Source organism: Chryseobacterium viscerum, assembly GCF_025949665.1.
Lineage (GTDB): Bacteria > Bacteroidota > Bacteroidia > Flavobacteriales > Weeksellaceae > Chryseobacterium > Chryseobacterium viscerum_A.
Genome location: NZ_JAPDFT010000001.1, coordinates 2,659,745 through 2,684,812, shown reverse-complemented (window position 1 = coordinate 2,684,812; position 25,068 = coordinate 2,659,745). Strand labels below are relative to the sequence as shown.

The 25,068-nt window shown below is 35.4% G+C and carries 25 protein-coding genes; 18 read left to right on the top strand and 7 right to left on the bottom strand.

Annotated features, from left to right (window positions below):
• Positions 1-48: 48 nt before the first annotated feature.
• Positions 49-927: a cupin-like domain-containing protein gene (locus OL225_RS12185; RefSeq protein WP_264518428.1), complete on the bottom strand. Its 879-nt coding sequence runs from the start codon at positions 925-927 to the stop codon at positions 49-51.
• A 158-nt stretch (positions 928-1,085) separates the two neighbouring features.
• Here OL225_RS12185 and kbl point away from each other — a divergent pair, with 158 nt between their 5' ends.
• From kbl to gldG, 5 genes are all read left to right on the top strand, one after another.
• A complete protein-coding gene (kbl, locus tag OL225_RS12180) occupies positions 1,086-2,282 on the top strand; it encodes a glycine C-acetyltransferase (protein WP_264518427.1) in 1,197 nt (398 codons plus the stop codon).
• A gap of 223 nt (positions 2,283-2,505) precedes the next feature.
• A complete protein-coding gene (locus OL225_RS12175) occupies positions 2,506-2,925 on the top strand; it encodes a hypothetical protein (protein ID WP_156118400.1) in 420 nt (139 codons plus the stop codon).
• A gap of 2 nt (positions 2,926-2,927) precedes the next feature.
• Positions 2,928-3,479 carry a CopD family protein gene (locus OL225_RS12170; RefSeq protein ID WP_047376921.1) on the top strand — a complete coding sequence of 184 codons (552 nt, stop codon included), beginning with the start codon at positions 2,928-2,930 and terminating at the stop codon, positions 3,477-3,479.
• Between the two features lie 59 nt (positions 3,480-3,538).
• A complete protein-coding gene (locus OL225_RS12165) occupies positions 3,539-4,267 on the top strand; it encodes an ABC transporter permease (protein ID WP_264518426.1) in 729 nt (242 codons plus the stop codon).
• Positions 4,268-4,271: 4 nt separating this feature from the next.
• Positions 4,272-5,942 carry a gliding motility-associated ABC transporter substrate-binding protein GldG gene (gldG, locus tag OL225_RS12160; protein ID WP_264518425.1) on the top strand — a complete coding sequence of 557 codons (1,671 nt, stop codon included), beginning with the start codon at positions 4,272-4,274 and terminating at the stop codon, positions 5,940-5,942.
• Between the two features lie 49 nt (positions 5,943-5,991).
• On the opposite strand, the gene OL225_RS12155 is transcribed toward gldG, so the two are convergent.
• The 4 genes from OL225_RS12155 to OL225_RS12140 form a co-directional block, all read right to left on the bottom strand.
• Positions 5,992-7,836, bottom strand: coding sequence for an ATP-binding protein (locus OL225_RS12155; RefSeq protein WP_047376918.1), 1,845 nt, complete (start codon positions 7,834-7,836; stop codon positions 5,992-5,994).
• 329 nt (positions 7,837-8,165) lie between these two features.
• Positions 8,166-9,398, bottom strand: a complete 1,233-nt coding sequence (locus OL225_RS12150) for a serine hydrolase domain-containing protein (RefSeq protein WP_264518424.1) — start codon at positions 9,396-9,398, stop codon at positions 8,166-8,168.
• Between the two features lie 243 nt (positions 9,399-9,641).
• Positions 9,642-10,280 (bottom strand): hypothetical protein, encoded by a 639-nt coding sequence (locus OL225_RS12145; protein ID WP_047376915.1) that lies wholly within the window; start codon positions 10,278-10,280, stop codon positions 9,642-9,644.
• Between the two features lie 110 nt (positions 10,281-10,390).
• Positions 10,391-10,819 (bottom strand): DUF4268 domain-containing protein, encoded by a 429-nt coding sequence (locus OL225_RS12140; protein ID WP_264518423.1) that lies wholly within the window; start codon positions 10,817-10,819, stop codon positions 10,391-10,393.
• A 174-nt stretch (positions 10,820-10,993) separates the two neighbouring features.
• On the opposite strand from OL225_RS12140, the gene OL225_RS12135 reads away from it, so the two are divergent.
• The 4 genes from OL225_RS12135 to OL225_RS12120 all read left to right on the top strand — a co-directional run bounded on the left by OL225_RS12135 (position 10,994) and on the right by OL225_RS12120 (position 12,950).
• On the top strand, positions 10,994-11,401 hold the full coding sequence (locus OL225_RS12135) for an RrF2 family transcriptional regulator (protein WP_047376986.1): 408 nt from the start codon (positions 10,994-10,996) through the stop codon (positions 11,399-11,401).
• 89 nt (positions 11,402-11,490) lie between these two features.
• The gene (locus tag OL225_RS12130) at positions 11,491-11,682 is read left to right on the top strand and encodes a hypothetical protein (protein ID WP_264518422.1); all 192 of its coding nucleotides are present in this window, start codon (positions 11,491-11,493) and stop codon (positions 11,680-11,682) included.
• A 1-nt stretch (position 11,683) separates the two neighbouring features.
• Positions 11,684-12,571 (top strand): sulfite exporter TauE/SafE family protein, encoded by an 888-nt coding sequence (locus OL225_RS12125; protein WP_264518421.1) that lies wholly within the window; start codon positions 11,684-11,686, stop codon positions 12,569-12,571.
• An 88-nt stretch (positions 12,572-12,659) separates the two neighbouring features.
• Positions 12,660-12,950, top strand: coding sequence for a putative quinol monooxygenase (locus tag OL225_RS12120; RefSeq protein ID WP_047376912.1), 291 nt, complete (start codon positions 12,660-12,662; stop codon positions 12,948-12,950).
• Positions 12,951-13,121: 171 nt separating this feature from the next.
• Here the strand turns inward: OL225_RS12120 and OL225_RS12115 are convergent, their stop codons facing one another.
• On the bottom strand, positions 13,122-14,414 hold the full coding sequence (locus tag OL225_RS12115) for a T9SS type A sorting domain-containing protein (RefSeq protein ID WP_047376911.1): 1,293 nt from the start codon (positions 14,412-14,414) through the stop codon (positions 13,122-13,124).
• A gap of 196 nt (positions 14,415-14,610) precedes the next feature.
• Positions 14,611-15,417, bottom strand: coding sequence for a T9SS-dependent choice-of-anchor J family protein (locus tag OL225_RS12110; protein ID WP_264518420.1), 807 nt, complete (start codon positions 15,415-15,417; stop codon positions 14,611-14,613).
• 95 nt (positions 15,418-15,512) lie between these two features.
• Between OL225_RS12110 and OL225_RS12105 the strand changes: the two genes are divergently transcribed.
• From OL225_RS12105 to OL225_RS12065, 9 genes are all read left to right on the top strand, one after another.
• Entirely contained in the window at positions 15,513-17,618 is a 2,106-nt protein-coding gene (locus tag OL225_RS12105; RefSeq protein ID WP_264518419.1) for a TonB-dependent receptor plug domain-containing protein, read from the top strand.
• A gap of 13 nt (positions 17,619-17,631) precedes the next feature.
• Positions 17,632-18,747 (top strand): HmuY family protein, encoded by a 1,116-nt coding sequence (locus OL225_RS12100; protein WP_264518418.1) that lies wholly within the window; start codon positions 17,632-17,634, stop codon positions 18,745-18,747.
• A 21-nt stretch (positions 18,748-18,768) separates the two neighbouring features.
• Positions 18,769-19,647 carry a heme/hemin ABC transporter substrate-binding protein gene (locus OL225_RS12095; RefSeq protein WP_047376907.1) on the top strand — a complete coding sequence of 293 codons (879 nt, stop codon included), beginning with the start codon at positions 18,769-18,771 and terminating at the stop codon, positions 19,645-19,647.
• Positions 19,631-20,671 (top strand): FecCD family ABC transporter permease, encoded by a 1,041-nt coding sequence (locus OL225_RS12090; protein ID WP_047376906.1) that lies wholly within the window; start codon positions 19,631-19,633, stop codon positions 20,669-20,671. Before OL225_RS12095 ends, OL225_RS12090 begins: the two co-directional genes overlap by 17 nt.
• The gene (locus OL225_RS12085; protein ID WP_047376905.1) at positions 20,671-21,444 is read left to right on the top strand and encodes a heme ABC transporter ATP-binding protein; all 774 of its coding nucleotides are present in this window, start codon (positions 20,671-20,673) and stop codon (positions 21,442-21,444) included. Before OL225_RS12090 ends, OL225_RS12085 begins: the two co-directional genes overlap by 1 nt.
• A gap of 2 nt (positions 21,445-21,446) precedes the next feature.
• Positions 21,447-22,097 carry a class I SAM-dependent methyltransferase gene (locus OL225_RS12080; RefSeq protein WP_264518417.1) on the top strand — a complete coding sequence of 217 codons (651 nt, stop codon included), beginning with the start codon at positions 21,447-21,449 and terminating at the stop codon, positions 22,095-22,097.
• Between the two features lie 4 nt (positions 22,098-22,101).
• Entirely contained in the window at positions 22,102-23,130 is a 1,029-nt protein-coding gene (locus tag OL225_RS12075) for a hemin-degrading factor (RefSeq protein ID WP_264518416.1), read from the top strand.
• Positions 23,131-23,248: 118 nt separating this feature from the next.
• Positions 23,249-24,121 carry a ChaN family lipoprotein gene (locus OL225_RS12070; protein WP_264518415.1) on the top strand — a complete coding sequence of 291 codons (873 nt, stop codon included), beginning with the start codon at positions 23,249-23,251 and terminating at the stop codon, positions 24,119-24,121.
• A gap of 161 nt (positions 24,122-24,282) precedes the next feature.
• Complete coding sequence (locus tag OL225_RS12065) at positions 24,283-24,918, top strand: peptide deformylase (protein ID WP_264518414.1); 636 nt, start codon at positions 24,283-24,285, stop codon at positions 24,916-24,918.
• Positions 24,919-25,068: the final 150 nt, after the last annotated feature.

The window sequence follows — 25,068 nt, the reverse complement described above, 5'->3', positions numbered from 1 at the left end:
ATGACTAAATACTTTGCTTATCATTGACAATAAAATAATAAGAAGCTTTCAGATCTGAAAGCTTCTTTCTTTTCTGGCTGCTTTAGCTCCTCTTTTCCTGGCGATCTTTACTTTGTATTCAAACCATTTTTCTTTGAAGAGTTTGCGCATGAGATTATCAAAATGTCTGGTGATAACTAAGTTTTTAAATCCTCGCCATTTTTCAAGCGGGCTTGATGGAAGTGCCCTCACAGAGATGGAATAGCCTTCCGTATCATACTGAATATAATGCCACCACCCGGAAGGAATATAAAGTGTTTCACCAGGATGGATGGCTGCTTCATAACCGTTTAAATAGCGCAGAGCCGGATATTTTCTGTAATCCGGATTTTTAATCTGGGCCAGACTGTGAAAATTGTATGGAAGCTTATACATTAAATCGGATTGTTCCCACGGGAAGAGCCAAATTCTTTTGATTCCCTGAAACTGGGTTATAAAAACATGCGACATATCAATGTCAATATGATTTCTGGTTACGGAACCTTCACCACCAAAAAACATAAAAGGCAGCCATTTCAGTATTTTACCACTTGTAACATCATTGTAGATAATATCATTCTTAAGTTCGGGTTTTATTTTTAATAAATTAAATAAGAAAAGGCGGTGTTCTGTAGGAGCAGACTGTATAAGGTTGAGATATTCTGAAAATGTGCTTTGGGCTATAGGATCACTTGCCACTCTGTCAAGGGAATCAAGTTCACTGCCATAAATATTTACCTTATGATCTCCTGCAATTTCTTTGAAATATTCATAATTCCATTTTTTGAAGGCAGGACTTTCCGGATGTATAAAATCTTCAATAATAATTGGAACTCTCGGCTTCATATGGTCTTTAATAAAGGTTTCTGTACTGTTTGTCTTTATTTTTTGTACCGGCTTTAATCTCATTCTTTCAAATTTTAAACAAATATAAATATTATCCTACTAAATTTATAGACTAATAGTGTTAAAACTCGAAACTGAATTGATTTTTTAGAATTAAACGTATAAAAGGTTTTATTTTACTGCCTTTTTAGTAAATTAGCACATCTAAAAAATTACTAAAAATGATCTCTGAAAAATACCTTCAACATTTACAGAATGAACTTCAGAATATTGAGAATGACGGACTTTACAAAAGAGAAAGAATCATCACGTCTCAGCAAAGTGCAGAAATAGAAGCTAACGGAAAAAAGCTTTTGAACTTCTGTGCAAATAATTATCTGGGATTATCCAACAATCCGGAAGTGATGAAAGCGTCTCAGGAAATGATTCAATCTCATGGATATGGGATGTCATCGGTACGTTTCATTTGCGGAACACAAGATATTCACAAGGATTTGGAGAAAAAAATCGCTGAATTTTTAGGTCTTGAAGATACTATCCTTTATGCTGCAGCATTTGATGCAAACGGTGGTGTTTTTGAACCATTGTTTACTGAAGAGGATGCTATTATTTCAGATGAACTGAATCATGCTTCGATCATTGACGGTGTTCGTCTTTGTAAAGCAGCGAGATACAGATATAAAAACAATAATATGGAGGATCTGGAAGCTCAGCTGATTGCAGCTTCTGAAAAGAACCACCGTTTCAAAATTATTGTAACAGACGGAGTGTTCTCAATGGACGGTATTGTGGCTGACTTAAAAGGAGTGTGTGACCTTGCTGACAAATATGACGCTTTGGTAATGGTAGATGATTCTCACGCAACAGGTTTCATTGGGAAAACGGGTCGTGGAACCCATGAAGCTAATGAAGTAATGGGTAGAGTAGATATCATCACTTCTACATTAGGAAAAGCTTTAGGGGGAGCCTTAGGAGGTTTTACTTCCGGTAAAAAAGAAATTATTGATATGCTGAGACAGCGTTCAAGACCTTATTTATTCTCCAACTCTTTAGCACCTGGAATCGTAGGAGCTGCTTTGAAAGTATTGGATATGATTTCTGATAATACTTCTCTTCGTGATCAGGTAATGGAAAATGCAGAATATTTCAGAACAGAAATGAAAGCGAAAGGCTTTGATATTCCTGACGGAGATGCTGCTATTGTTCCGGTAATGCTTTATGACGCGCCTCTTTCTCAGAAAATGGCTGAAAAACTTATGGATGAAGGTATTTACGTAATCGGGTTCTTCTATCCTGTAGTACCAAAAGGAAAAGCGAGAATCAGAGTACAGCTATCTGCTGCTCATACCAAAGAACATTTGGATAAAGCGATTGCTGCTTTTGAAAAAGTTGGAAAAGAATTAGGAGTGATCTCTTAATTGTTGAATTGGTTACAACAATGAAAATATAATGTTCGGCTCGGGCAGCTTTGCTGCCCCGAGCCGAACTATTTTTTATAGAAACCCATTTTACTTATATTTTCCTGATCAAAATAAATTTATTTTTAACAATTATATAATAAGCTTATCTTTGTGCCTGATTAAAATTGAGATGTTTTTAAAGTCCAAATATCAAGTTCTATTTTCGAAGCCAAAGAAATCTGTGCTATATAAAATTGAAGAGAGTATATTTAAAAGCTTCCCTGATTATAATGGCAAGAAATTTAAAGGAGAAGTAACTGGTAACGGATTTGAAGTAAAAGTAATGGGAAATGAATACTTGTCTTTTATAGGAAAATTTGTTTCAGGAAAAAATAATGAAGAAATTCTTGAAGTATCTATAGGAGTTAAATATTTTGATGTACTTATTCTTGTTTTTCTTTTGGGGATTTTTATTCCTTTTTATACAGATGAAAATTCTGGAACTACGTACGGAATTATATTTGTCTGTCTGGGGCTAGCCACTTTTATGGGATATTCGTATTATAATAATTCAAAGAATATGAAAAAGATTTTTTTTGATGTATTGAAGAATTTAGACCAGGATTGTAAAATTATTTCTATCAATAAATTTATTTATTAAAAATGCTTTATACAATAATCAAAGCGCTGCACATTATTTTTATGGTAAGCTACTTTGCGGGAATTTTTTATCTCGTGAGGATTTTCGTTTACTATAAGGATACTGATGAATTTTCTGAAGAGAAAAAGAGAATTCTGAGAGAGCAGTACACCTTTATGGCCAGAAGACTGTGGAATATTATCACCGTTCCTGCGGGGGTAATCATGGCAGTATGCGGATTGGTCATGATCTTTTTAAATCCGGGGCTGATGAAAATGCCGTGGTTTCATTTAAAACTTACCTTCCTGATCGGACTTGCTATTTACCATTACTGGTGCTGGAAAAAAGTGCTTCATTTGAAGGCGTTGAATGGAAATACACTGCCAACTGCCAATATCAAACTGAGACAGGCCAATGAAATTGCTACATTTATTCTGTTTCTGGTGGTATTTACCGTTATTTTAAAATCGATGGTGATCGAATACTGGTGGCAATTAATTGCAGGATTTTTCGTTCTTGTATTTCTGATCATGATGACAGTAAAACTGGTTAATAAAAATAAAAAAAACAAATAATTGTGGAGTAGGGCGTATGTCTGAGAATATGCCTTCTTTTTACATCTTACAAAAAAACTATGATTGCAATTTTAAAGAAAGAACTTTGGAGTTACTTTGGAAACTGGAGCGCATGGGTAATCATTGCCGCTTTCAGCTTGATAGCCACTCTTTTCCTGTTCTTTTTCGACAACGATTCTAATATTTTTGAAATCGGAATGGCCTCGCTTCAGAGCTATTTCGTATTGGTTCCATGGCTGCTGATGTTTATTATTCCGGCCCTTTCTATGAAAACTTTTGCGGAAGAACAGCAGACCGGAACATTAAACTGGCTTTTTTCACAACCCTTAAAAGTTTCAGAACTGGTGACCGGAAAATTCCTTTCTGTATGGATTGTTGGAATTTTATGCCTTATTCCTTCACTGATTTACCTTTATACAGTATATGTGCTTGGAGTTCCTGCAGGAAATATAGACCTTGGAATGACCTTGGGGAGTTACCTTGGGTTGATTATTTTAATTGCGGCATTTGCTGCGGTGGGAATTTTGGCTTCTTCATTGTCACAGAACCAGATTATGGCTTATCTGCTGGGTGTTTTCATGTGCTTTATCATGTATTTCGGAATCGAGCAGCTGGCGAGTTATAAACTGTTGGGAGGAGCAGATTTTATCCTTCAGAATATAGGTTTCTATCAGCATTTCTTAGGTTTTACAAGAGGCCTTATTGATTTTAAAGATATCGCTTATTTTGTCCTTGTTATAGGAGCTTCATTAGTATTGTCCAATCATTTTATAAACAAAAAGAAGTAGAATTATGAAGAAGATCAATGCTAAATCTCCACTGGGAATATTCTTATTTGCAATTGTTCCTTTAGTAATTATCCTGACGTATTCAGGAATCAGATTAGACTTAACAAAAGAAAAAAGATATACTCTTTCTGATAACACCATCAAAGTACTGGAGTCCGTTAAAAAGCCTCTGACTGTTGAAGTGTATCTGGAAGGAGATTTTCCGGCAAGTTTCAAACAGCTTCAGAGCGAGACGAAATTCATGCTGGAAGAATTCAGAAAAGTTAATCCGAAGATCGATTTTAAATTTATCGATCCGATAAAAACAAAAATGTCCCAGGACACCCTGATGGCAATGGGAATGCAGCCGTCTATCCTTCCGGATGTAAAAGATGGAAAGATTTCACAGATTACGCTTTTCCCATACGCTGTTATCAAATATGGAAATGATGGAGCTTCTATACCTTTAGTAGTTCAACAAGCAGGAATTGATGCCGATCAGCAGCTGACAAGATCTATTGAAGGATTGGAGTATAACCTTGTTTCCAACATTAAAAATATTGCAGCAGCAAAGAGAAAGAAAATCGGAATTCTGATCAATCATGATGAATTGAACCCGGATGAATTCCAGGGATTTGTGCAGCTTGCAATGGAAAATTATGATGCAGGACCTATTATTCCTAAAAATCAGACTGAGCTTTCATTGGAAGATATTCCTTTATTAAAGCAAATGAGTGCTTTGGTGATTGCAAAACCAAGAAAAGCCTTTACAGATAACGAAAAAGTAATTCTTGACCAATACATCATGAACGGAGGAAAAACCCTTTGGATGATTGATGCGGTAAATGCTGAAATGGATACCTTAACAAGATCCAAAAAAGTAATGCCCTTCCCGGTAGACATCAATATGACAGACTTCTTTTTCAATTATGGCTTGAGAATTAATCCTGCTTTGGTAAAAGACGTTAAAAAGTTTGCCCTGTTAAGACTGGTTACGGGAGAGGTGAGTGGAAATCCACAATACACAAGCTTACCTTGGCCTTATTATCCGCTTGGAATTGCTGAAAATAATAATCCGGTTACAAAAAATATCAACCCTGTAAAATTTGAATTCCCGACTTCTATTGATACTTTAGGAGGAAGAAAAAACATCAAAACAAAGGTTCTTTTTGAATCCAGTGAAAGAACTCTATTGAAACAGGTTCCGAACTATGTAGACCTGAAAGAAATTGCAAGCGTAGACAGTCTTGGACAAATGGAAAAACCAAGTACGCCAAAGATCTTTGCTGTGGCATTGGAAGGAAAGTTTAATTCTGCCTATGCATCCAGAATTGAAAGAAAATCGTATCCTGGTTTCAAAACTTCAAGCCCTGAAAACAAAATGATCGTCATTGCAGACGGTGATGTGGGAAGAAATAAAGTGATCAAAGGAAAACCGCTTCCACTGGGTGTAGATCTGCTGACGAACGAGCAGTTTGGAAACGAGCAGTTCCTTAGAAATGCTTTAGATTATTTGTTGGATGACAGCAACTTGATGGAGCTGAGAAACAGAAATATTGAAGAGAGACTTCTTGACAGACAACGAATTACTGAAGAGAAATCTACATGGCAGTGGGTGAATTTACTGCTTCCGCTGGTAATTATCGGCCTTATCGGAGGATTGTTCTTCTGGTTGAGGAAAAAGAAATTTGGATAAAAAAATAAAGAGAGAGGTTGATGTACTTCTCTCTTTTTATGTACAATTGTTAACTTTTCCTTACTTCATATTCTTTAATACTAAGTTTTCTACCTTTAAAAAATATTTTAGTTTTCTCGCTCATAACTTTTTCTAAGGCCTCTTTTTTTTCAAATTCTATTATAGCAAAACCACGTGGTTTATTGGAATTATAGCCTTTAGGGATGCTTACTGAGGAAACTTCACCATATTTTGAAAATAAAGTTTCTAATTCTTTTTCAGTACTTTGGAAAGGGATATTATTAATAAATAATTTTGCATAATCTGAATCATCAAATAAACTTAGATCAGTTTTTGTTTGTTTTTGAGGAAGTTTATTAAATGATATTCCCAAGTTATTATTTGGTATTGAGATCTTAAATCTAGGTATTGATTTTCTATCTTTTATTCTAGTTTTACGTACAATAGCTAAGGCTTGTGTTTTTGAAACTTCACTCGAAAGAATCCCTTTTTGTTTTAGGGATTCTAAAAGTTGTCTGTAAACATCTGTATCAACGATTCCAACACTATCCCAAATTAGTTTTGGAGATATTAGCTCTCCTTTTGCTCCTAATCTAACTATAGTTCTTTCTTCTCTACTTAAATCAACATCAATAAAATTTTCCAACCAAATTTTCTCCTCATTTGTATAAACAAGTTTTTGACTTAATGTAACTAAGAAAGATTTATCTTTTGATTCTAAAATAGGGGCAGCTAAATCGTTACTTTCCATTAAGTCAAAAATTCTTCTAAATCCTTCGCCTAATTCTCTCATGTATCCAATTTCTCTTAATACTCTTGCTACGTAAGTATTTCGTGATTGATGTATTCCTGTCCTTTCTTGGATATCTTTTATTTTAACTGAAGATAATAGTAAACCTGGTGATTTAATATCAAGTCTGTCATCAAAAACAAAAATTTCAATTCCTCTTCCTTCGATACTATAATCTCTATGAGCAATAGCATTTATTAATGCTTCACGACATGCTAATTCAGGATATACAATTTGTGATTTAAATATTGCATCAGTTGAAAATTTAGTCTCTGTTAAATAAGGCCTTAGTAAATCCCAAGCTCCTTCAACTAGTCTCAATATATTATCACTTATTTCCTCATCTTTTAAAACATTAAAATCTTTACCACTTTTTAATTCTATTCCTTTTACTTTTATTACTCTAACTTGTAATCTTGGGTGCCATTTTTGTGGATTTTTTGAAAATAGTAACAGTGCTGCTCTACGTAGTCTTAACTTAGTTCCATCAAATTCAGCTAAATCTAGATGTTGCAAAAACTTCTCAGCAGAAATTGTTTTTGAAAATTCTTTAGCAGCAAAACTTAATAATGTTGAATCTAAATCATTTATATCTGCACCATCTAAAAATTCTCTATCATATTCTCTAGATTGCTTTTCATTACGTTCTATCTGAATAGATTCTGGAGAAATAGGTATAGATTCTAAATCCCTCCTTTTTAAGCATTTGCCATCAGATGTTATATAAACATAATCTGTCCCCTTTGGTAAAATAAAATATGCTATTTTTTTACCATTATAATTAATTATTTGCGATTTAATTGTTGGTAATGGAGTGGTATCAAGTACATATGATTTAGGAGAGTTAATTAAAACATTCAATAAATCTTCTGAATATTCTAATCCAGTAACAGTACCATCGTCTTCAACACCTACTAGTAGTTCTCCTCCATCTGCATTAGCAAATGCAACTAGAGTTTTAGATATGTCTTGGCAAACATCTTTAATGGGTCTTTGTGTTTTCTGATTTGCCGGACCTTGAAATGCGCTTTTAAATTCTCTGAAATGACTTTCACCCATTTCAATTGCAATTTCAATTCTTTCTGTAAGTTTCAATAAATCCATTAGTTAATTTAGTTTTTACTAATATAAGTTTTATTCTTGTATAAATATGTTAAAAATTAATAAGTGAAAAGAAGTAATTATATTTTTCTATTTGATCTGTTGAATAAGTAGTAGTATCTTATAGAGCTCAGAGAGGACATTGAAGAAAGACTTCTTGACAGACAAAGAATTACCGAAGAGAAATCCACATGGCAGTGGCTGAGCTTACTGCTTCCATTGGCGATTATCGGTCTTATCGGAGGATTGTTCTTCTGGCTGAGGAAAAAGAAATTTGGATAAAAAATAAAAAGTCCGGAAGAAAATATCTTCCGGACTTTTTTATATCTGGTTTATAGTTTCAATTGATATTTCTCCAGTACATTCCAGATCCCATAAAAAGCATCATTCCCTTTCTTATCAGAGAAATTGGTGTTAAAGATCATAATCCTTCCCAGATTATTTTTAGGATCAAAAAACAGCATAGACATTACTCCCGGATCACCTCCTGTGTGGCCAATATATCCTGTATAACCAAAGCCGATGAAGATTCCTGTATTATAAGATTCGCTATAAGGATTTTTATCATTTCGTTCCGTAAAATTGGAAGCTGTAAGCTGGGGAGTAAAATATTCTTTATAGTTTTTCTGAGTCAGAATTGTTCCTTTGCCATTGTAACCTTTGATGAGTTCGGTTAAATACTTACTCAGATCGTTGATATTTGTAATAAAACCACCATCAGGATACGTTGCAGATTGATAATAGGGAAGAGGAGTATTAGGGTTTTCATACAGCCTGGAAAATTTCGAGAACTTTATTTCTTCAAATGACCAGCCTGAATCTTTCATCTGTAAAGGCTTCAGAATATATTCTTTTGTGAAACTATTAAAGGATTGTTCGGTAGCTTTTTCAATAATAAAAGCAGCCAGAGCAGTTCCTACATTTGAATATTTATAGATTGATCCCGGTTTGTGGGTGGAGAAACTGTTTTTATTCCATTTTCCGTTTTCTGCCAGTACATTTTCTAAAAATACAGACATTGAAATTATTGAATCTGCAGGATTGAATATCTGCTCATCGTCGAAATTGAGCTTTATACTATTCAGGTTCTGATCAGATTTCAGGAAATAATTTTTAGATAAATAAAATTCATTGTCCAGAATAGATGAAGTATGAGTTGCAAGTTGACGAATGGTAATCGGTGTTTGAGGAAAATTAGGATTAGTTATTTTAAAGGGAACATATTTTTGAACAGGATCATCTAGATTCAATTTTCCCAGTTCCTGAGCTTTAAGAAGAGCAATTCCAACAAATGTTTTGGAAACGGATGCAATATTCTGTATCGTATTTTCAGTATACAATTTTTTTGCTTCTACATCTGAAAAACCAAATCCCTTTTGGTATAATGTAGACTTTTTATTTACAATAGAAACTGCAAACCCGTTGAATAAGCCTTGCTGGTATATTTTGTTGATATCTGCATCCACAGAATCTCTGACATCATGATTAGAATGACGAACTTCTTTCATAGAGTGGCATGATATCAATATCCATGAAATTACCATTAATAATAAAATCCTTCCCATATGTTTTTAGTAATAAGACACTTGATAAGGTTATTTTGTTACAAATAGAAGTATTTAAAAAAGAGACTGCCCCAATCCTGGAACAGTCTTTATTTTTATTTTTTCTGAGATTCGATTTGTAAAATACTGATAGCAATCTCCAAAATAATTTGTAAGATCACTAAATTCTGGTTTCAGTTATAAAAAGTTGAGTTCACATCTATATTCAATAATATTTAAGGTTATAGTTTTTAATAGCATAGATTATTGCTGGTAAGCTTCTTTTGGGAGCAAAGCAGCAGTTTTATAATAGCTGATATCACTAGGTATCTGTGCCTGAAGATCCTGAAAAGTATCATAATCATATTGAACCCAGTTTTCTTCATGGTCGGGATCAGGAGTCTTATCTATAGCCAGTTCCAGTTTTCCGTCTTCCTGGTAGCTGCATTCTATAGCTGCATATTTTTCACCGCTTTCGTCCTGTGTATACCAACATTTCACGGTTCTTTCGAGCTGGGGTTCATAAGTTTCGTTATCGATGACCTGTGAACAGATAAAGTTTTCAGGATCGTCCGCTTTGAAAACGGTTTTAGAAATTAAGGGTAGCTCATCTACGGATAAGGAATAGAGTTTATTGGTGGAAATAATAAATCCATCGCCTGTTTCTTTTTTTTCAATATCAAAAAAGTCAGATTTTTCCTTAAGATAATCTACTACCTGCGTTTCGTCTTCTTCGTCACTTAGAAAATAATTGATGTTGTAAACACTGTCTTCATTGATGAATTCAATTTCTTTTAGGAAATCGGAACCTTCCTCATAATAATACAGATGATATTCGTTTAGCTTCACAGCTTTACTTTTGGAGATAATTTCTCCAAAAATGTTTTTGTACACTTTTCTCATTTTTAATCATGTTATTTAGTTTCATCTATTAGTTTAAGTGGTGCTACAAAGATAAGTTTTCTTTTTTATCTAAGCTTGAAGCGTAAAACAGTATTTATTTCGTAAGTATTCTATATATCCTTTATAAAATCCTCATATTCATAGTAAAACCTTTCGAAACCATCCATTTTGTCCACAAAAAACTCAAAAATTTCTTGCCATGTATTTTTGTTGAAAATAGAAACACCATGTTTTTCTATCCATATTCTACTGATAATCTTACCGTTATCAAGAGTAAAGTATTCTTCTTTTTGAAAATCTCCGGTGAAATCTTTTAAAATATCTTCCAATGACCAGATCTTTTCGTAATAAGCATTTCGGAAAATTTCGTCTTTCATTTCGATATCCAGAGAAACTTCTGTTTTTTTATTGTCGGCAGAAAATTTAAATGCCATATCCTTGATTTTGGTATCATAAAGAATCCATTTTCTGGGAAATGATCTTCCAAAAGCTGTCCAAAATTCCTTTTTTAACTGCTGTGCTTCTTGTTTGCTGAACATATGGCAAACATAATGATTTAATAGGAGAAAGGCAAAAATGTGGTACTGAAACCGTAAAATTACGGATAAGCCGTCTAAGCAGAAATACGTAAAGACAGACTTTAAATTTGCAATTTATCTTTCCGCTTTATCTGTCTTTTTCAAATGTTAAACAATTTTCTTATTTTTGCTGTAATGCTTTCAAAAAAATCTCAATATGCGTTTAAGGCACTTTCATATCTTGTAGAAAAAAGAAATGAAGGTCCAATTCTTATTTCTGAAATTGCGGAACACAAAAAGATTCCTTTAAAGTTTTTGGAAAATATTCTGCTTGAACTGAAAAAAGCGGAAATTCTTGATAGTAAAAAGGGAAAAGGCGGAGGATATTTTCTGAAGGAAAAACCTGAAAATGTTAAACTGGCCAAAATCATTCGTCTTGTAAACGGACCTATTGCTATGCTTCCTTGTGTAAGTCTGAATTTTTATGAAAAATGTGACGACTGCAATGAAGACCACTGCGGACTTCATGATGTACTGATAGAAGTTCGGGATGCTTCACTGAATATCCTGGAGAAAAAAACTTTAATGGATCTGGTCGACTGACCTGATCCTTTTTTTTGAATTATTAGTCTACTTATTTTGTAGAATAAATATTTTTATCAGATATTTGCAATACTTCAAAGGAAGAAATTATGATTTCAAAAGAAGAAGAACACCGATTACAAAAGCTTACACCTTTCAATACAACAGTGAATACAGCTGCTGCATTCACCTTATCTGAAAAAAAATCTATTTGCAGAAATGCGATTGGCAGACAATTGTTAAATGTCTTTATTCTCGATGATTTTGATAATGAAGTAGTATACTCTAAAATGATTCTGTGATATGGTGATTTCAAGAAAAATTCAGGTAAGGCTTAATGTCCTTTTTGTGACAGCTGTCATTATATCTATTGCTGTTTTTTCAATGTATGAACTGGGATATCTGGATGAACTCCTGAACATTTTAGCAAAAGATAATTACATTTTTTACTGGATGCTTCTGGTAGGAGTTTTTGCAGAAATTGTAGCAGGATCAATGGGAATGGGGTATGGTGTGATCTGTACCACCACACTCATGCTTCTGAATATTCCGCCGCATATTGTGAGTGCAAGTATCCATTCGGCAGAAAGTTTTACGACGGCTGCTGGAAGTCTCAGCCATATCAGATTGAAAAATGTAAGTAAAAGTTTAGTGAAGAAACTTGCAGTACCAGCAGTTATTGGGGCCATTATTGGTGCGATAAGTCTTACTTACCTTGGAGAATATTATGCTAAGATCACCAAAACGCTGATTGCTTTTTATACTTTATATCTAGGGATTCAGATTTTATCGAATGCTTTTAAAGAAAAACAAAATAAAGCATTGAAAAGAAGAACCAATCTTACCAGGCTGGGAGTGATAGGAGGTTTTATAGACTCTTTTGCAGGCGGAGGCTGGGGCCCTCTGGTAACTGGAACCTTGATTAAAAATGCGTTTACTCCAAGATTTGCTGTAGGAAGCTCTACCGTAGCCAAATTTATTCTCACCATAACAGCTGCTGTTACCTTTTTCTTTACTCTGGGAATTCAGCATTGGAATATCATTCTCGGCCTTTTGATAGGCGGAATTATTACGGCACCTTTTTCAGCGATGCTTACTGCAAAACTTCCTGTGAAGAAAATGTTTGTGATTATCGGAATATTGGTGATTGTGATGAGCTCTATAACTATTTATAAATCAGTTTTTAATTAAAAATTATGCATTGTATTGAAAAATAAAGGGTCTAAAAAGATATTCGGTTTTGAAAATATTTTACTTTTACATCACTAAATATTAGAACATGAATTTACATATCATTGCACTTTTTAAGTTTAATGAAAATTATCTGATGGATGCCGTAGAGCTGTTTCAGAACCTTGTGAAAGAAACAAGAAAAGAAGAGGGCTGTCTGCAGTATGACCTTATTGAAGATAAAGATAATAAAGGAACTTTTTTCCTGATTGAGCTTTGGGAAAGTGTAGAACATCACAACAGACATAATGGCCAGGACCACCTTTTGGATTTCCGTAAAGATGCTTCCAAAATCATGGAGAGCTCAGCAGAGGTTTATAAAGGGTTTAAAATATATTAATGCTATAGAAGAATTTAAAAATTTAAAGATTGAAAGATTTAATGGATAGTGCATAAACTATTCGTTTCATGAATCTTTAAGTTCACTCATAGCTGGAAAAATAAAAGGCGGTTTCAATACTCTGAAACCGCCTTTTTATTAGAAAAAATAGAAAGTATTAAAATAAAATATTTATTTTACGATAAGCTTTTTCGTTTCCGAATGGCCTCCGTAAGTAATTTTTACAAGGTAATTTCCTGATGTAAGTGTAGAAAGATTCAAATCTTGTTTGTAGAATCCTGCCTGGTTGGTAAGTTCAGCAGAGTATACCTTTTTACCGGTAAGATCATAAACTTCTACATTTCCTTTGTTGCTTGCCTTTTCTTTAACATCAAAAAGAACAGTTACTTTTTTATCAGCTGTTGCCGGGTTAGGATAGATTCCAAAAGATGCCTTTTTTCCAACTTCAGTAATACCTAATGTTTCAGTAATCTTCTTGTATTTGAAATACATATTTCCTGTAGTTGCACCGCCGTTTGTGGTGAAGTACATTCTGTAGTAATCATTTCCTTTTTTGACGTAGTATACAACATCACTTTTAACGGTTCCGATCCCTTTCCAGGAGTGTCCTACAGTAGTAATAGCTGATGAGAAGCTTGCTGTGGCAGGAATTGTATAAGCTGTTGTAGCCTGAGTTTCCGGCTGCACCATGGCCACTTTGATATTTGGGCTCTGGATTGCTCCTGAAAGCGGATACATCTGTACACCCATATAGAATGTGTAATATTTAGTAAATATGAAATCCCATGCAGTTCTGGACGGCTCCAGACTAGGAACTTTTGCTCCTGTATCAAATGAGAAATAATTGAAATAAGAATCATCCGTTCCGTTAGCGATTGTTCTGGTTTCTGTAGCTCCCCATGAAGTACCATTCCATTTTGAATATTTAAAAGTATATCCTGCAAAAGCATCTTCAATGGCAAATTTGATGTATGTTCCTGAAGGGTATTTTAAAACAAAAATAGCTTTTCCCTGAATATGGTGATTGATTGGGTTATAAACTCCCCATCCTGTTGAAGGGATATTAGGGTTTGGTGATGTTACAGGCCCTTGTTCAAAAGCTCCCTGGCTCCAGTCAGTTGTCTGGTCCGGGTTATAAAGAGGAGCTCCCCATGAAGATTCGTTGCTGATGCTGATGTTGTCCCAGTCAGCTAAATTGGTTGAGGCAGTGAATACTTCGATATCTTTTGCATCATTTATTCTTGATCCGAATGCGTAGTTTGAATTTCTATAAAAAGCAACATCCCAGGTATTGGCAGGCTGAGAAACCATATTACCATCTGCAAGGTTTACGAACACTCTGTTTTGGTATCCGCTCCCCATTGTCATATTTACCTGTGAGTATCCCTGTGCGTCAGTTTGTGCCAAAACAGTCTGCTGAACAGACATTGCCAATACTGAAGCCAATAATAGTTTTGTTTTCATAACTTATTTTTTAAATCCTTATTTAGAATGATTCCACAAAAATATATAATTATTTTTAATGATTCTAAATAAAAACATGATTTTTATCGTGTTTTTATTTTAATCATCTATTGGCTAAGGGAAAATAAGAGCATAAAAAAGCCGGAAGGAGACATCCCGCCGGCTTTAAAAAAGGCAAATAATAGTCTAATAAACCTTATTTTTTAATGAATTTTGATTGGATCAGTTTCCCTTCCGCAGTTTCAATATTCATGTAATATACTCCAGTCTGAAGAGTACTGATGTCGAATTTTTGTCCGTTGGGTTTTCCTTCTGCTGCTTTTTGTCCTGCAGCAGAGTAAATAAGTACATTTTTAAGGCCTTTTTTTGATATAAATTCCAATGCTGTTTGATCAGAGTTTAAGGCAAATCTGATGTTTTCTGTTACTTTATTGTGATCATTTACTCCTAAAGAAGCTGTAGTATTATAGACTACATTATCAACCTGAATTGCAACGTGTGTAGCAGTAGGAGTGAATTTAAATACAATATATGAACCTGTGGATGCCGGAATATTTACGCTGATATTCTGAACCGTACCAATAACCGATACATTGATAGGGTTTCCTACAGGAACAAAAGTTGACATATCCGCCGGATTGGATGCTACTCCTATCTGGATACTTCCCGGACCGGGAGATGGAGATACCAAAGTAGTATCAAAAGTTAAGGTTTTATTTCCGGTTGGAGTTTCAACCTGTGGAGAAATCAGGTAAGAAGAACCTGTTGCATTATTTCCTGCATATGACTGAACGAATCTGTTGGAATCTCCTGCTACAATCATTCTTGGAGGTACAGGAGGAAACTCGCCGGTTATTGGTGCAACGATGGCAGACCATCCAAACTGAGGGAAAGTAGTATTCCCCGCTGTAAAATTATTGAAATTTTCATTGATGTTAGATACCTGAGCATTCGCTGTTAAGGCTGTAAACATCAGAGTTCCTAAAAGTAATTTTAATTTCATGAGATTATTTTTATTTAGAATTATTCCACAAAAATATATATTTATTTTTAATGAGTCTAAATAAAGTTTTATATTTGTCGAAAATTTGTGCCCTTATGAAGAAGAAAGTGCTTTCCGTTCTATCATTATCCGTAGCCATATGGATGAATGCGCAAGAAAAGGATTCTCTTAATCAAAAGAAAATTGAAGAAGTTGTTATTACAGGACAGTACATGCAGCAGTCTATTAACAAATCCATATATAAGGTTGATGTCATTGATGCAGAACAGATTAAAAATATGGCAGCCACTAATGTTGCCGAGGTTTTAAATCAAAGTCTTAACATACAGATCACTCCGGATACCCGTTCAGGAAATTCCACCGCCAATATCATGGGACTTAATGGAGATTATGTGAAAATTCTTATAGATAATATTCCGGTAGTAGGAGATACAGGACTGGGAAGCAATATTGACCTTACCAAAATTACCTTAAGCAATATCGAAAGAATTGAAATTGTAAAAGGAAGTATGGGTGTAGAATATGGAAATGGTGCTGTTGCCGGGGTAATCAATATTATTACAAAGAAAACCAGTACAAAAAAAGTAAGTGTAAGAGGCTCCGTACAGGAAGAAACAGTGATAGACAATTACGATCTTAAGAAAAGAGGGAACGGAAGACATATTCAGAACCTGAATATAGATTATAATATCAGCAACGAATGGTTTGCAAGCATCAATTTCAACCATAATCAGTTTATGGGATATGAAGGAGAAAGCAAAGGCTACAAATATTTCGGACAGGATAACCAGAGAGGGTATGAGTGGAACCCGAAAGATCAGTATGATGCCTCAGCATTGTTAAGGTATACAAAAAATAAAACAACATTTTTCTACAAACTGTCCTATCTTAATGAGAATTTTAACTTCTACAACCCGGAAGTAAGCCGGAACCCGCTTAATGACGGAATGGGTGGAGTATCTTATGAAAGTAGAGACAGAAAGTACAATACTGACCGCTGGGTGCACCAGTTCAATATACAGACCAATCTGGGACATATCCGATACATGGGAGACTTCTCGTATCAGAATCAGGACAGAAAATATTATGACTACAATTACGATATTCCAAACAGAGCGATAAAGAGCCGTCAGGACGAAAAATCTTACTATAAAACAGATGTTATCTATTCAAGAGGAATGTTCAGTAATTTTCTGGATAGTAAAGTTTTTGATTTCCAGCTGGGTTATGAACTGGATTACACTAATGGTTATGCTGCTTTGATCGCCGGAGACTTCTTTGGTGAAGCAGTAAAAAGAAAGATATTCACCTATTCCAATTTCCTTTCTGCAGAATGGAACGTTTCAGACAGATTTTCTTTAAGACCGGGAGTAAGACTTTCCCTTAGTGAGAACTTTAACAATCAGTACAACTACTCTTTATCAGCAAGATATAAAACTTCCGAGAATTCAAATCTTAGAGCCATCGTGGGATCTGCAAACCGTTTTCCTAAATATGATGAGCTGTACACCTATTTTGTAAATCTTAACCATGATGTACAGGGAAATCCGGATTTAAATCCTGAAAAAGGGTTCTCAGCAGGACTTTTCTGGAATCAGAATTTTTCTGTAGATAATGGCTGGAAAATCGCTTACGGAGTGGATGCATTATATCTGGATGTGCGTGACAGAATTGAAATGGTAGTGGTAAAACAACCTTCTACCTACAAATACATGAACCTTAATACCTATAAAAACCTATTGTTCTCAGCCAACGTAGATGTCAGAAAAGATCAGTTTGCCCTGTCTTTAAGAGGTTCTGTAAACGGTACGTCGGTATCAATGAATGAATTAACATCTTCTTCTCCTACAGATTTCCAGTATTTGGTACAGGCAGGAGCTTCAGCAACCTATAAACTTAAAAATACTGATACCAATTTTGCTCTTTACTACAAATTCACAGGTCCGGACAGAATTTATGTATCTGACGGAACAGGTGGTTTCCGTCTGGGAAAAGTAGACAGCTTCCATATGATGGATTTTATTGTAAGCCAGCCTTTCTGGAATAAGCATTTTGAAATTTCTGCCGGGGTAAAAAATATATTTGATGTAACAAGATTAAACTCTACAGCAGTTGCCGGCTCAGCCCATACAGCAGCGAATGGGTTTGTTAATTTATACTATGGCAGAAGCTATTTTGCCCGATTAATGTTTCAATTTTAAATAAGTTACTGTTATGAAGTATTTAAAAATATTATCTGTTCTTTCCATCATGGCTGCCACACAGTCTTGCCTCTCTGCAGATGAAGACCCGGTTCCGGTTCCTCCTATGACCGGATCAGAAGTGAATGTAAAAATCGGTGGCCCTACAGAACCTAATCAGGTTTGGATTGATCTGAGTGATTACACCAATCCGGCTGTTAACAGCAGAACAGATTGGGATCTTGGTTTTTATACAGGAGATGAATTTCGTGTAATTATGAACGGATCTCTTGCCATGACGGTTATTAAAATACCAGATGCTACCGATATCAGTAAAGTAAAAGATACTGATACAGCAAGCTTGAAAGAAATAGCTCAGGTGGGAACATTTGATGCTGCCAATATGAAATATATTGACAATCCTAACGGTAATTTTCTGACTCAGACTTCAGGAATTGATGCTATCAAAGAAAATGACGCTGATAATCCTGTTTATCTGATCAATCTTGGAAGGGAAATACCTTCAGCAGCCAATATCGGGGCAGGTTCCGTTTCATTGTCCGGTGATCCGAGAGGGTGGAAAAAAATTCAGATTCTAAGAGTTCAGAATGGATATAAAATCCGTTATGCTGATGTGAATGCAACAGGAGCTGATATCAAAGAATATATCATTACTAAAGATACAGAACACAACTTTTCGTTCTTCAACCTGAAAACAGGAACTCCGGTAAAAATTCAACCTAAGAAGAAAAAATGGGACATCGCGTTCACAACATTTACCAATGAAGTATTCATGGGACCTACAACCAGTGCAGGAAGCTACTTCTACGCAGATTTTGTAACTACTAATACATTGAATGGAGTAGGTGCTTACCAGGTAAGCGTTACAGGAAATCTGGATCAGGCTTACACTGCATTTAAACTGAAAGACGTTGAGCCTGCCAAATTTGTTTTTAATGATCATAGAGCCATTGGAGATAAGTGGAGAACTACTACCGGTACAGCAACCAATCCGGTTCCTTTTGTGTATTCAGACCGCTTCTTTGTGTTGAAAGACGCTGAAGGTTTCTACTTTAAACTGAGATTCAACAAAATGAAAGACGAAAACGGAAACCGTGGTTACACCAATTTTGAATTTGAACCTTTATAAATAATCAAATAATAGTATATCATGAAAAAATTCATCCTTGCAGCTTCTGTACTTGTAGCAGTATATTCCTGCAAAAAAGCAGAAGCATCAACGAAAGAAAATACAACAGAAGCTACTTCTGAAGCACCAAAAACCAACAATAAAATAGTAACATTAAACGGTGGAATTACTGAAATCGTAGCTGCTTTAGGCCATGAAAAAGAAATTGTAGGAACGGATGTTACCAGTACCTATCCCGCATCTTTAAAAGCTACGGCTAAAGATTTAGGGCACATGAGATCAATGACGATTGAGCCCATCATGGCTGTTAATCCTACTTTGATTCTGGCTTCTGATAAAGATATCAATCCGGAATTAATGGGGAAAATCAAATCTTCAGGAATTCAAACCGAAGTTTTCAAACAGGAATATACAGTAGAAGGTACTAAAAAACTTATTGAACAAGTAGCAAAAGCGATCGGAAATACAGATTATCAGAAACTAAATGATAAAATTGATGCTGACTTAAAGCAAGTACAGCCCATTGCTAAAAAACCAAAAGTATTGTTCATCTATGCAAGAGGAAATATGCTGATGGTAAGTGGTAAGAATACGCCAATGGCTTCATTGATCGCTCTTGCAGGAGGAGAAAATGCTGTAACTGATTTTGAAGACTTCAAACCATTGACACCTGAAGCCGTTGTAAAAGCGAATCCTGATGTACTGTTCTTCTTTGAAACAGGCCTGCAGGGAGCAGGAGGAAATGAAGGAGCTCTTAAAATGCCGGGCGTTTCCCAAACCAATGCCGGGAAAAATAAAAAGATCATAGCAATGGACGGAGGTTTAGTATCAGGTTTCGGACCGAGACTAGGAGAAGCAGCAGTAGGATTAAACAAACTTTTAATTGAAAACACAAAGTAAACTATACTTTTATCTTATTATAAGTGCCATATTGTTGGGTATTCTGGCAGTGGTGGCACTTTATATCGGCGTTTATGATTTTAACGGGGTATCACCGTTCACGGTTTTAAGCAAGTTTATTGAAGGAGATCCGGATCTGTCGCTAAGTGATAAATATGTCATCTGGGAAGTAAGAACTTCCAGAATTATCATGGCCATTCTGGTGGGGAGTATGCTTGCCGTTTCAGGAACCACATTGCAGGGACTTTTTAAAAATCCATTGGCAACTGGTGAAGCAATTGGTTTAACGTCGGGAGCAACATTATTGGCTGCATTTGCTATTGTTTTGGGAGGGCATTTTAAGCAGTATCTTCCTGAAATTGTACAGTTTTCCCTGGTAGGGATTTCGGCTTTTTTAGGAGCTTTGCTGGCGATGATGCTGGTGTACAGAATTTCTACAAGTGCAGGAAAAACAAATGTGGTGATGATGCTTTTAAGTGGTGTTGCCATTACCTCCATAGGGTTTTCAATTACAGGATTCCTTATTTATATTTCAAAAGATGAACAGTTGAGAGACCTTTCATTCTGGAATATGGGAAGTCTGGCTGCTGCCACATGGACAAAAAATATCGTTTTAACAGTAGTTATGGTCATTTCTTATGCAATTTTACTTCCTAAAGGAAAGGCGTTGAATGCCATGATGTTGGGAGAAAGAGATGCTCAGCATTTGGGAATCAATGTAGAAAAACTGAAAAAACAGATTGTTGTTATCACTTCATTAATGATAGGTACATGCGTTGCATTTTCAGGAACAATTGGTTTTGTAGGTCTTATTGTACCTTATATTTTAAGACTTTTATTTAAATCAAACTACGTGTTCATTTTGCCGTTGTCAGCAGTTATGGGAAGTATTTTGCTTCTGATTGCCGATACCATCAGCAGAAGTATTGTGGCACCGTCAGAACTGCCTATCGGTATCTTAACCTCTTTGATCGGAGGGCCTATTTTTATTGCTATTTTAATTAAATTTAAAAAATCACTCTAATGATAAAAGCACATCAAATTAATTATCTGCACAAGAATTTTAAAATTCTTGACAGTGTTGATGTCTCTTTAGGGTATGGCGAGTTTTTAGCAATCGTTGGACCGAATGGAGCAGGGAAGTCAAGTCTTTTAAGTGTTTTGGCAAATGAAGTAAAAGAAGGAAAAACTAATATTGTATTCAAAGAAAAATCTATTGCAGACTGGGCAGTAAAAGAGCTGTCTCAGCATAAAGCCAAGTTTTCGCAGCACAATTCCAATGAAATTCCTTTACAGGTAAAAGATGTAGTCATGATGGGAAGATATCCTTATTTTGACGCTCAGCCCGGTAAAGAAGATCTGGAGGCCATGAATAATATGATGTATGAAACAGATATTTTTCATCTGAAAGACAGAGATTACAACACCCTGTCCGGAGGAGAAAAGCAACGGGTACATCTTTCAAGAGTAATGGCACAATTACAGAACGAGATTACCCATAAGCTGGTTTTTCTGGATGAACCATTAAACAATTTGGATATAAAACATCAGTACAAGGCGTTGGAAATTATCAAAAATTTTACGAAAAAAGCCAACAGCGCCATTGTTGTTTTACATGATCTGAACCTTGCCGCACAATTTGCAGACAAGATTTTATTGATGAAATCAGGAAAAGTTTCCGCCTTTGGAACTCCACAAGAAGTTTTTACGGCAGAAAACATCAGCAAAGCCTATAATTTTCCCTGTACCATCTGCGGACACCCCATTACGAATAACCCAATGATCATTTTTGGATAACTATGGAAAAAGAAGAACTTAAAATCCTTGCACAGAATCTTGCCAATCCTCAGGGCGGAAAAGGTATTGAGATTGGTGAGATGATGAATGCTACAAACATCAGCATGACGCTAGAAAGTATCAGAACCCTTGTAATGGAAGACGATCAGCATATCCTTGAAATAGGACACGGCAATGCCGGGCACCTGAAAAGTATCATGAGTCTTGCTAAAAACCTCAGATATACTGGGATTGATATTTCTGAAACCATGCATAATGAGGCCAAAAGACTCAATAAAGAATTTGAAAGACAGGCAGAATTCGTCTTGTATGAAGGTAAGAAGCTTCCTTTTCAGGACAGAACTTTCGATAAAATATTTACAGTCAATACCGTTTATTTCTGGGAAAATCCGGTAGAATTTTTAAATGAGATCTACAGGGTTTTAAAAGATGACGGAACATTCGTTCTTACATTCGGGCAAAGAGATTTCATGGAGAAACTTCCGTTCACAGAATATGATTTCACCCTGTACAGCAACAATGAAATGGAAGAACTGATTTCCAAAAGCCATTTTAAAAGAATGAAAATTTCCGAAAAAGAAGAAGAAATAAAAAGTAAAACAGGAGAAGAAACAATACAAAGAATTTATACAATTTTAACCATAAAAAAATAAAATAATGAGCACATTAGTTAATGATTTAAAGGAAAAATGGGAGGCTCTGAAAGCAGAAAACCCACACATAAGAATAAGAAATGCCGCTGCACAGTTAGGGGTAAGTGAAGCAGAATTATTATTGACCAGTGTAGGAGAAGAGGTAACTGTTTTAAACGCAGATTTCCCGGGAATTCTTACAGAAGCTGAGCAATTGGGAAAAGTAATGGCTCTTACCCGTAATGATGAATGTGTTCACGAAAGAAAAGGAACTTACCTGAATGGAGATTTCAGCAGCCCGCACGCACAGCTTTTTGTTGGAGAAGACATTGATCTTAGAATTTTCCTTAACCACTGGAAGTTTGCTTTTGCAGTAGTGGAAGGAGATAAGAAGAGTCTTCAGTTTTTTGGAAAAGATGGTCTGGCATTGCACAAGATCTATCTGACAAAAAACAGTAACGAAGAAGCTTTCGATGCATTGGTTGGGAAGTTCAAAGCAGAAGATCAGAATCAGGCTTTTGTATTTGAAGCGGCGGCTCCAAAACAGGCTGAAAAAGCAGATACTGAAATAGATGTGGAAGGCTTCAAAAAAGCCTGGACAGAATTGAAAGATACTCATGATTTCTTCATGATGACAAGAAAATATGGTGTAAGCAGAACACAGGCACTAAGATTAGCTCCGGAAGGATTTGCTAAGAAAATTGATAATGCTAAAGTGGTCAACATCCTTGAGGATGCTTCTGAAAAAAATACACCGATCATGGTTTTCGTTGGAAACAGAGGAATTATTCAGATTCATACAGGGAACGTGAAGAAAACACTTTGGCACCAGCAATGGTTCAACGTAATGGATCCTGATTTCAACTTACACCTTGATGTAACGAAAATTGCAGAAGCATGGATCGTTAAAAAACCAACTGAAGACGGAGAAGTAACAGCTATCGAGGTATTCAACAAAGAAGGAGACTTTATCGTTCAGTTCTTTGGAAAAAGGAAACCTGGAATTCCTGAGCTTCAGGAGTGGAAGGACCTTGTAGCAGGATTAGAAAAATAATAATTAGATGATTTTGAATGAGACCGTTTTGTTTGTAAAATTCAAAGCGGTCTTTTTTATGACAAGTGATCTGCAGTGCCGGAATATTTGTGTAATTTGTGATTAAATATAAAATAAAATGAAAAATATTTTCATAACGATACTGCTTGCCGGTTTCTGTTCTCTGAAGGCACAGGACTTTAAAGCTTATCAGTTTTATGATAAGAAAGGAAAGGAAGTAAAAACGGAAAAACTGGTGAAAGAACTGGCAGATTATGATGTGGTCTTTTTTGGTGAAAACCATAACAGTTCTATCAATCATTGGCTTCAGCTTAAAATTACAGAAGCTCTGTTTGCAAAGAAGAACGGGCAGCTTATTTTAGGAGCTGAAATGTTTGAAAGAGACAATCAGACTCAACTGGATCAATATTTAAACGGAAAATTTGATGCTAAAACATTCAAGGACTCTGCCCGTTTATGGAACAATTATGCAACAGACTACAAACCTTTGGTAGATTTTGCTAAAAACAAAAAATTGAATTTTATTGCTACCAATATCCCAAGGAAATATGCTTCCCAAACCGCTAAAGAAGGTCTTGAATCCCTGAATAAATTAAGTGAAAAAGAGAAAACTTATATTGCTCAGTTACCTATAAAAGTTACGTTAGATACTCCGGGATACCCGGAGATGAAAGCGATGATGGGGGATCATGCAGAAGGAACAAAAGTGATGAATTTTATTTCAGCCCAGGCAACGAAAGATGCTACCATGGCAGAATCTATTCTGAAAAACTTCCAGGCCGGAAAAACCTTTATCCATTATAACGGAAACTATCACAGTAAAGAATTTGGAGGGATCTATTGGTATATCAAACAGAAAAATCCTAATCTGAAAATGGCAGTGATTTCTGTTTTTGAATCAGAAGATCCCGAATTGAAAGTTCCCTCAAAAGACTATATCCCAACAGATTTTAATCTGATTATTCCGGGAGACATGACGAAGACTTTTTAAATTTTTAAGTGGTTAAGAAAAAATATTCAATAGGAACGGGTTTTAGCCCGTTCATTTTTTTATCAAAATTCCACCGGCTTTAGCCAAAACATATTTATTGATTTACTTTAACCGTCATTTTTATTCCACAATATTTACCTTTGTACAACATTCAAAAAAACATGAAAAAATTACCCATTCTGCTGATCTTTTTTATTGGACTGATCAATGCCCAGAAACTTACTTCTAATGAAATTTCGGTAATCAATCAAGGTGATACAAATACCGCATTGCCAATCTATCAGACTACAGATACCAATCAGCATAAAACATTGCTGAATATTTCTTCAGAAATTGATCCTCTGGATCCGAATACAGCTGTTCTGGTAAAAAGAATGAAAGAGTCTCTTCTTTCAACAGACGGTGGAGTAGGAATTGCAGCGCCTCAGGTGGGTATCAATAGAAAGATCATTTGGGTACAGCGTTTTGACAAAGAAGGAACCCCGCTGGAATACTTCATCAATCCGGTCATTGTATGGCATTCCGATCTACAGAATCTTGGCCCTGAAGGAGACCTCTCTATTCCGGATTTCAGGGATCAGTTTTACAGAAGTAAGGTGATCCAGCTGGAGTATGTGGATTTGAAAGGCCAGAAATATTCAGAAATTGTAGAAGGATTTACAGCCGTTATTTTTCAGCATGAGATCGATCACCTTTTCGGTATTCTGATTTCCGATAAAAAAGAAAAAGAGAAAAATGATTCTTATAAAAAAGTAGATGCTTATCAGAAAAGTGATGTAAATAAAGACAGAAGGTGATGATGAATTATAAATTATAAATTATGAATTATGAATGATGACGAACTGTTACTAAAAATATCCTCAATCATCTGTGTCCATTTGCAAAATCCGTGGGAAAATTAAAAATAAAAAAAGGAGCTGTTTCCATGGAAACAGCTCCTTTCATTA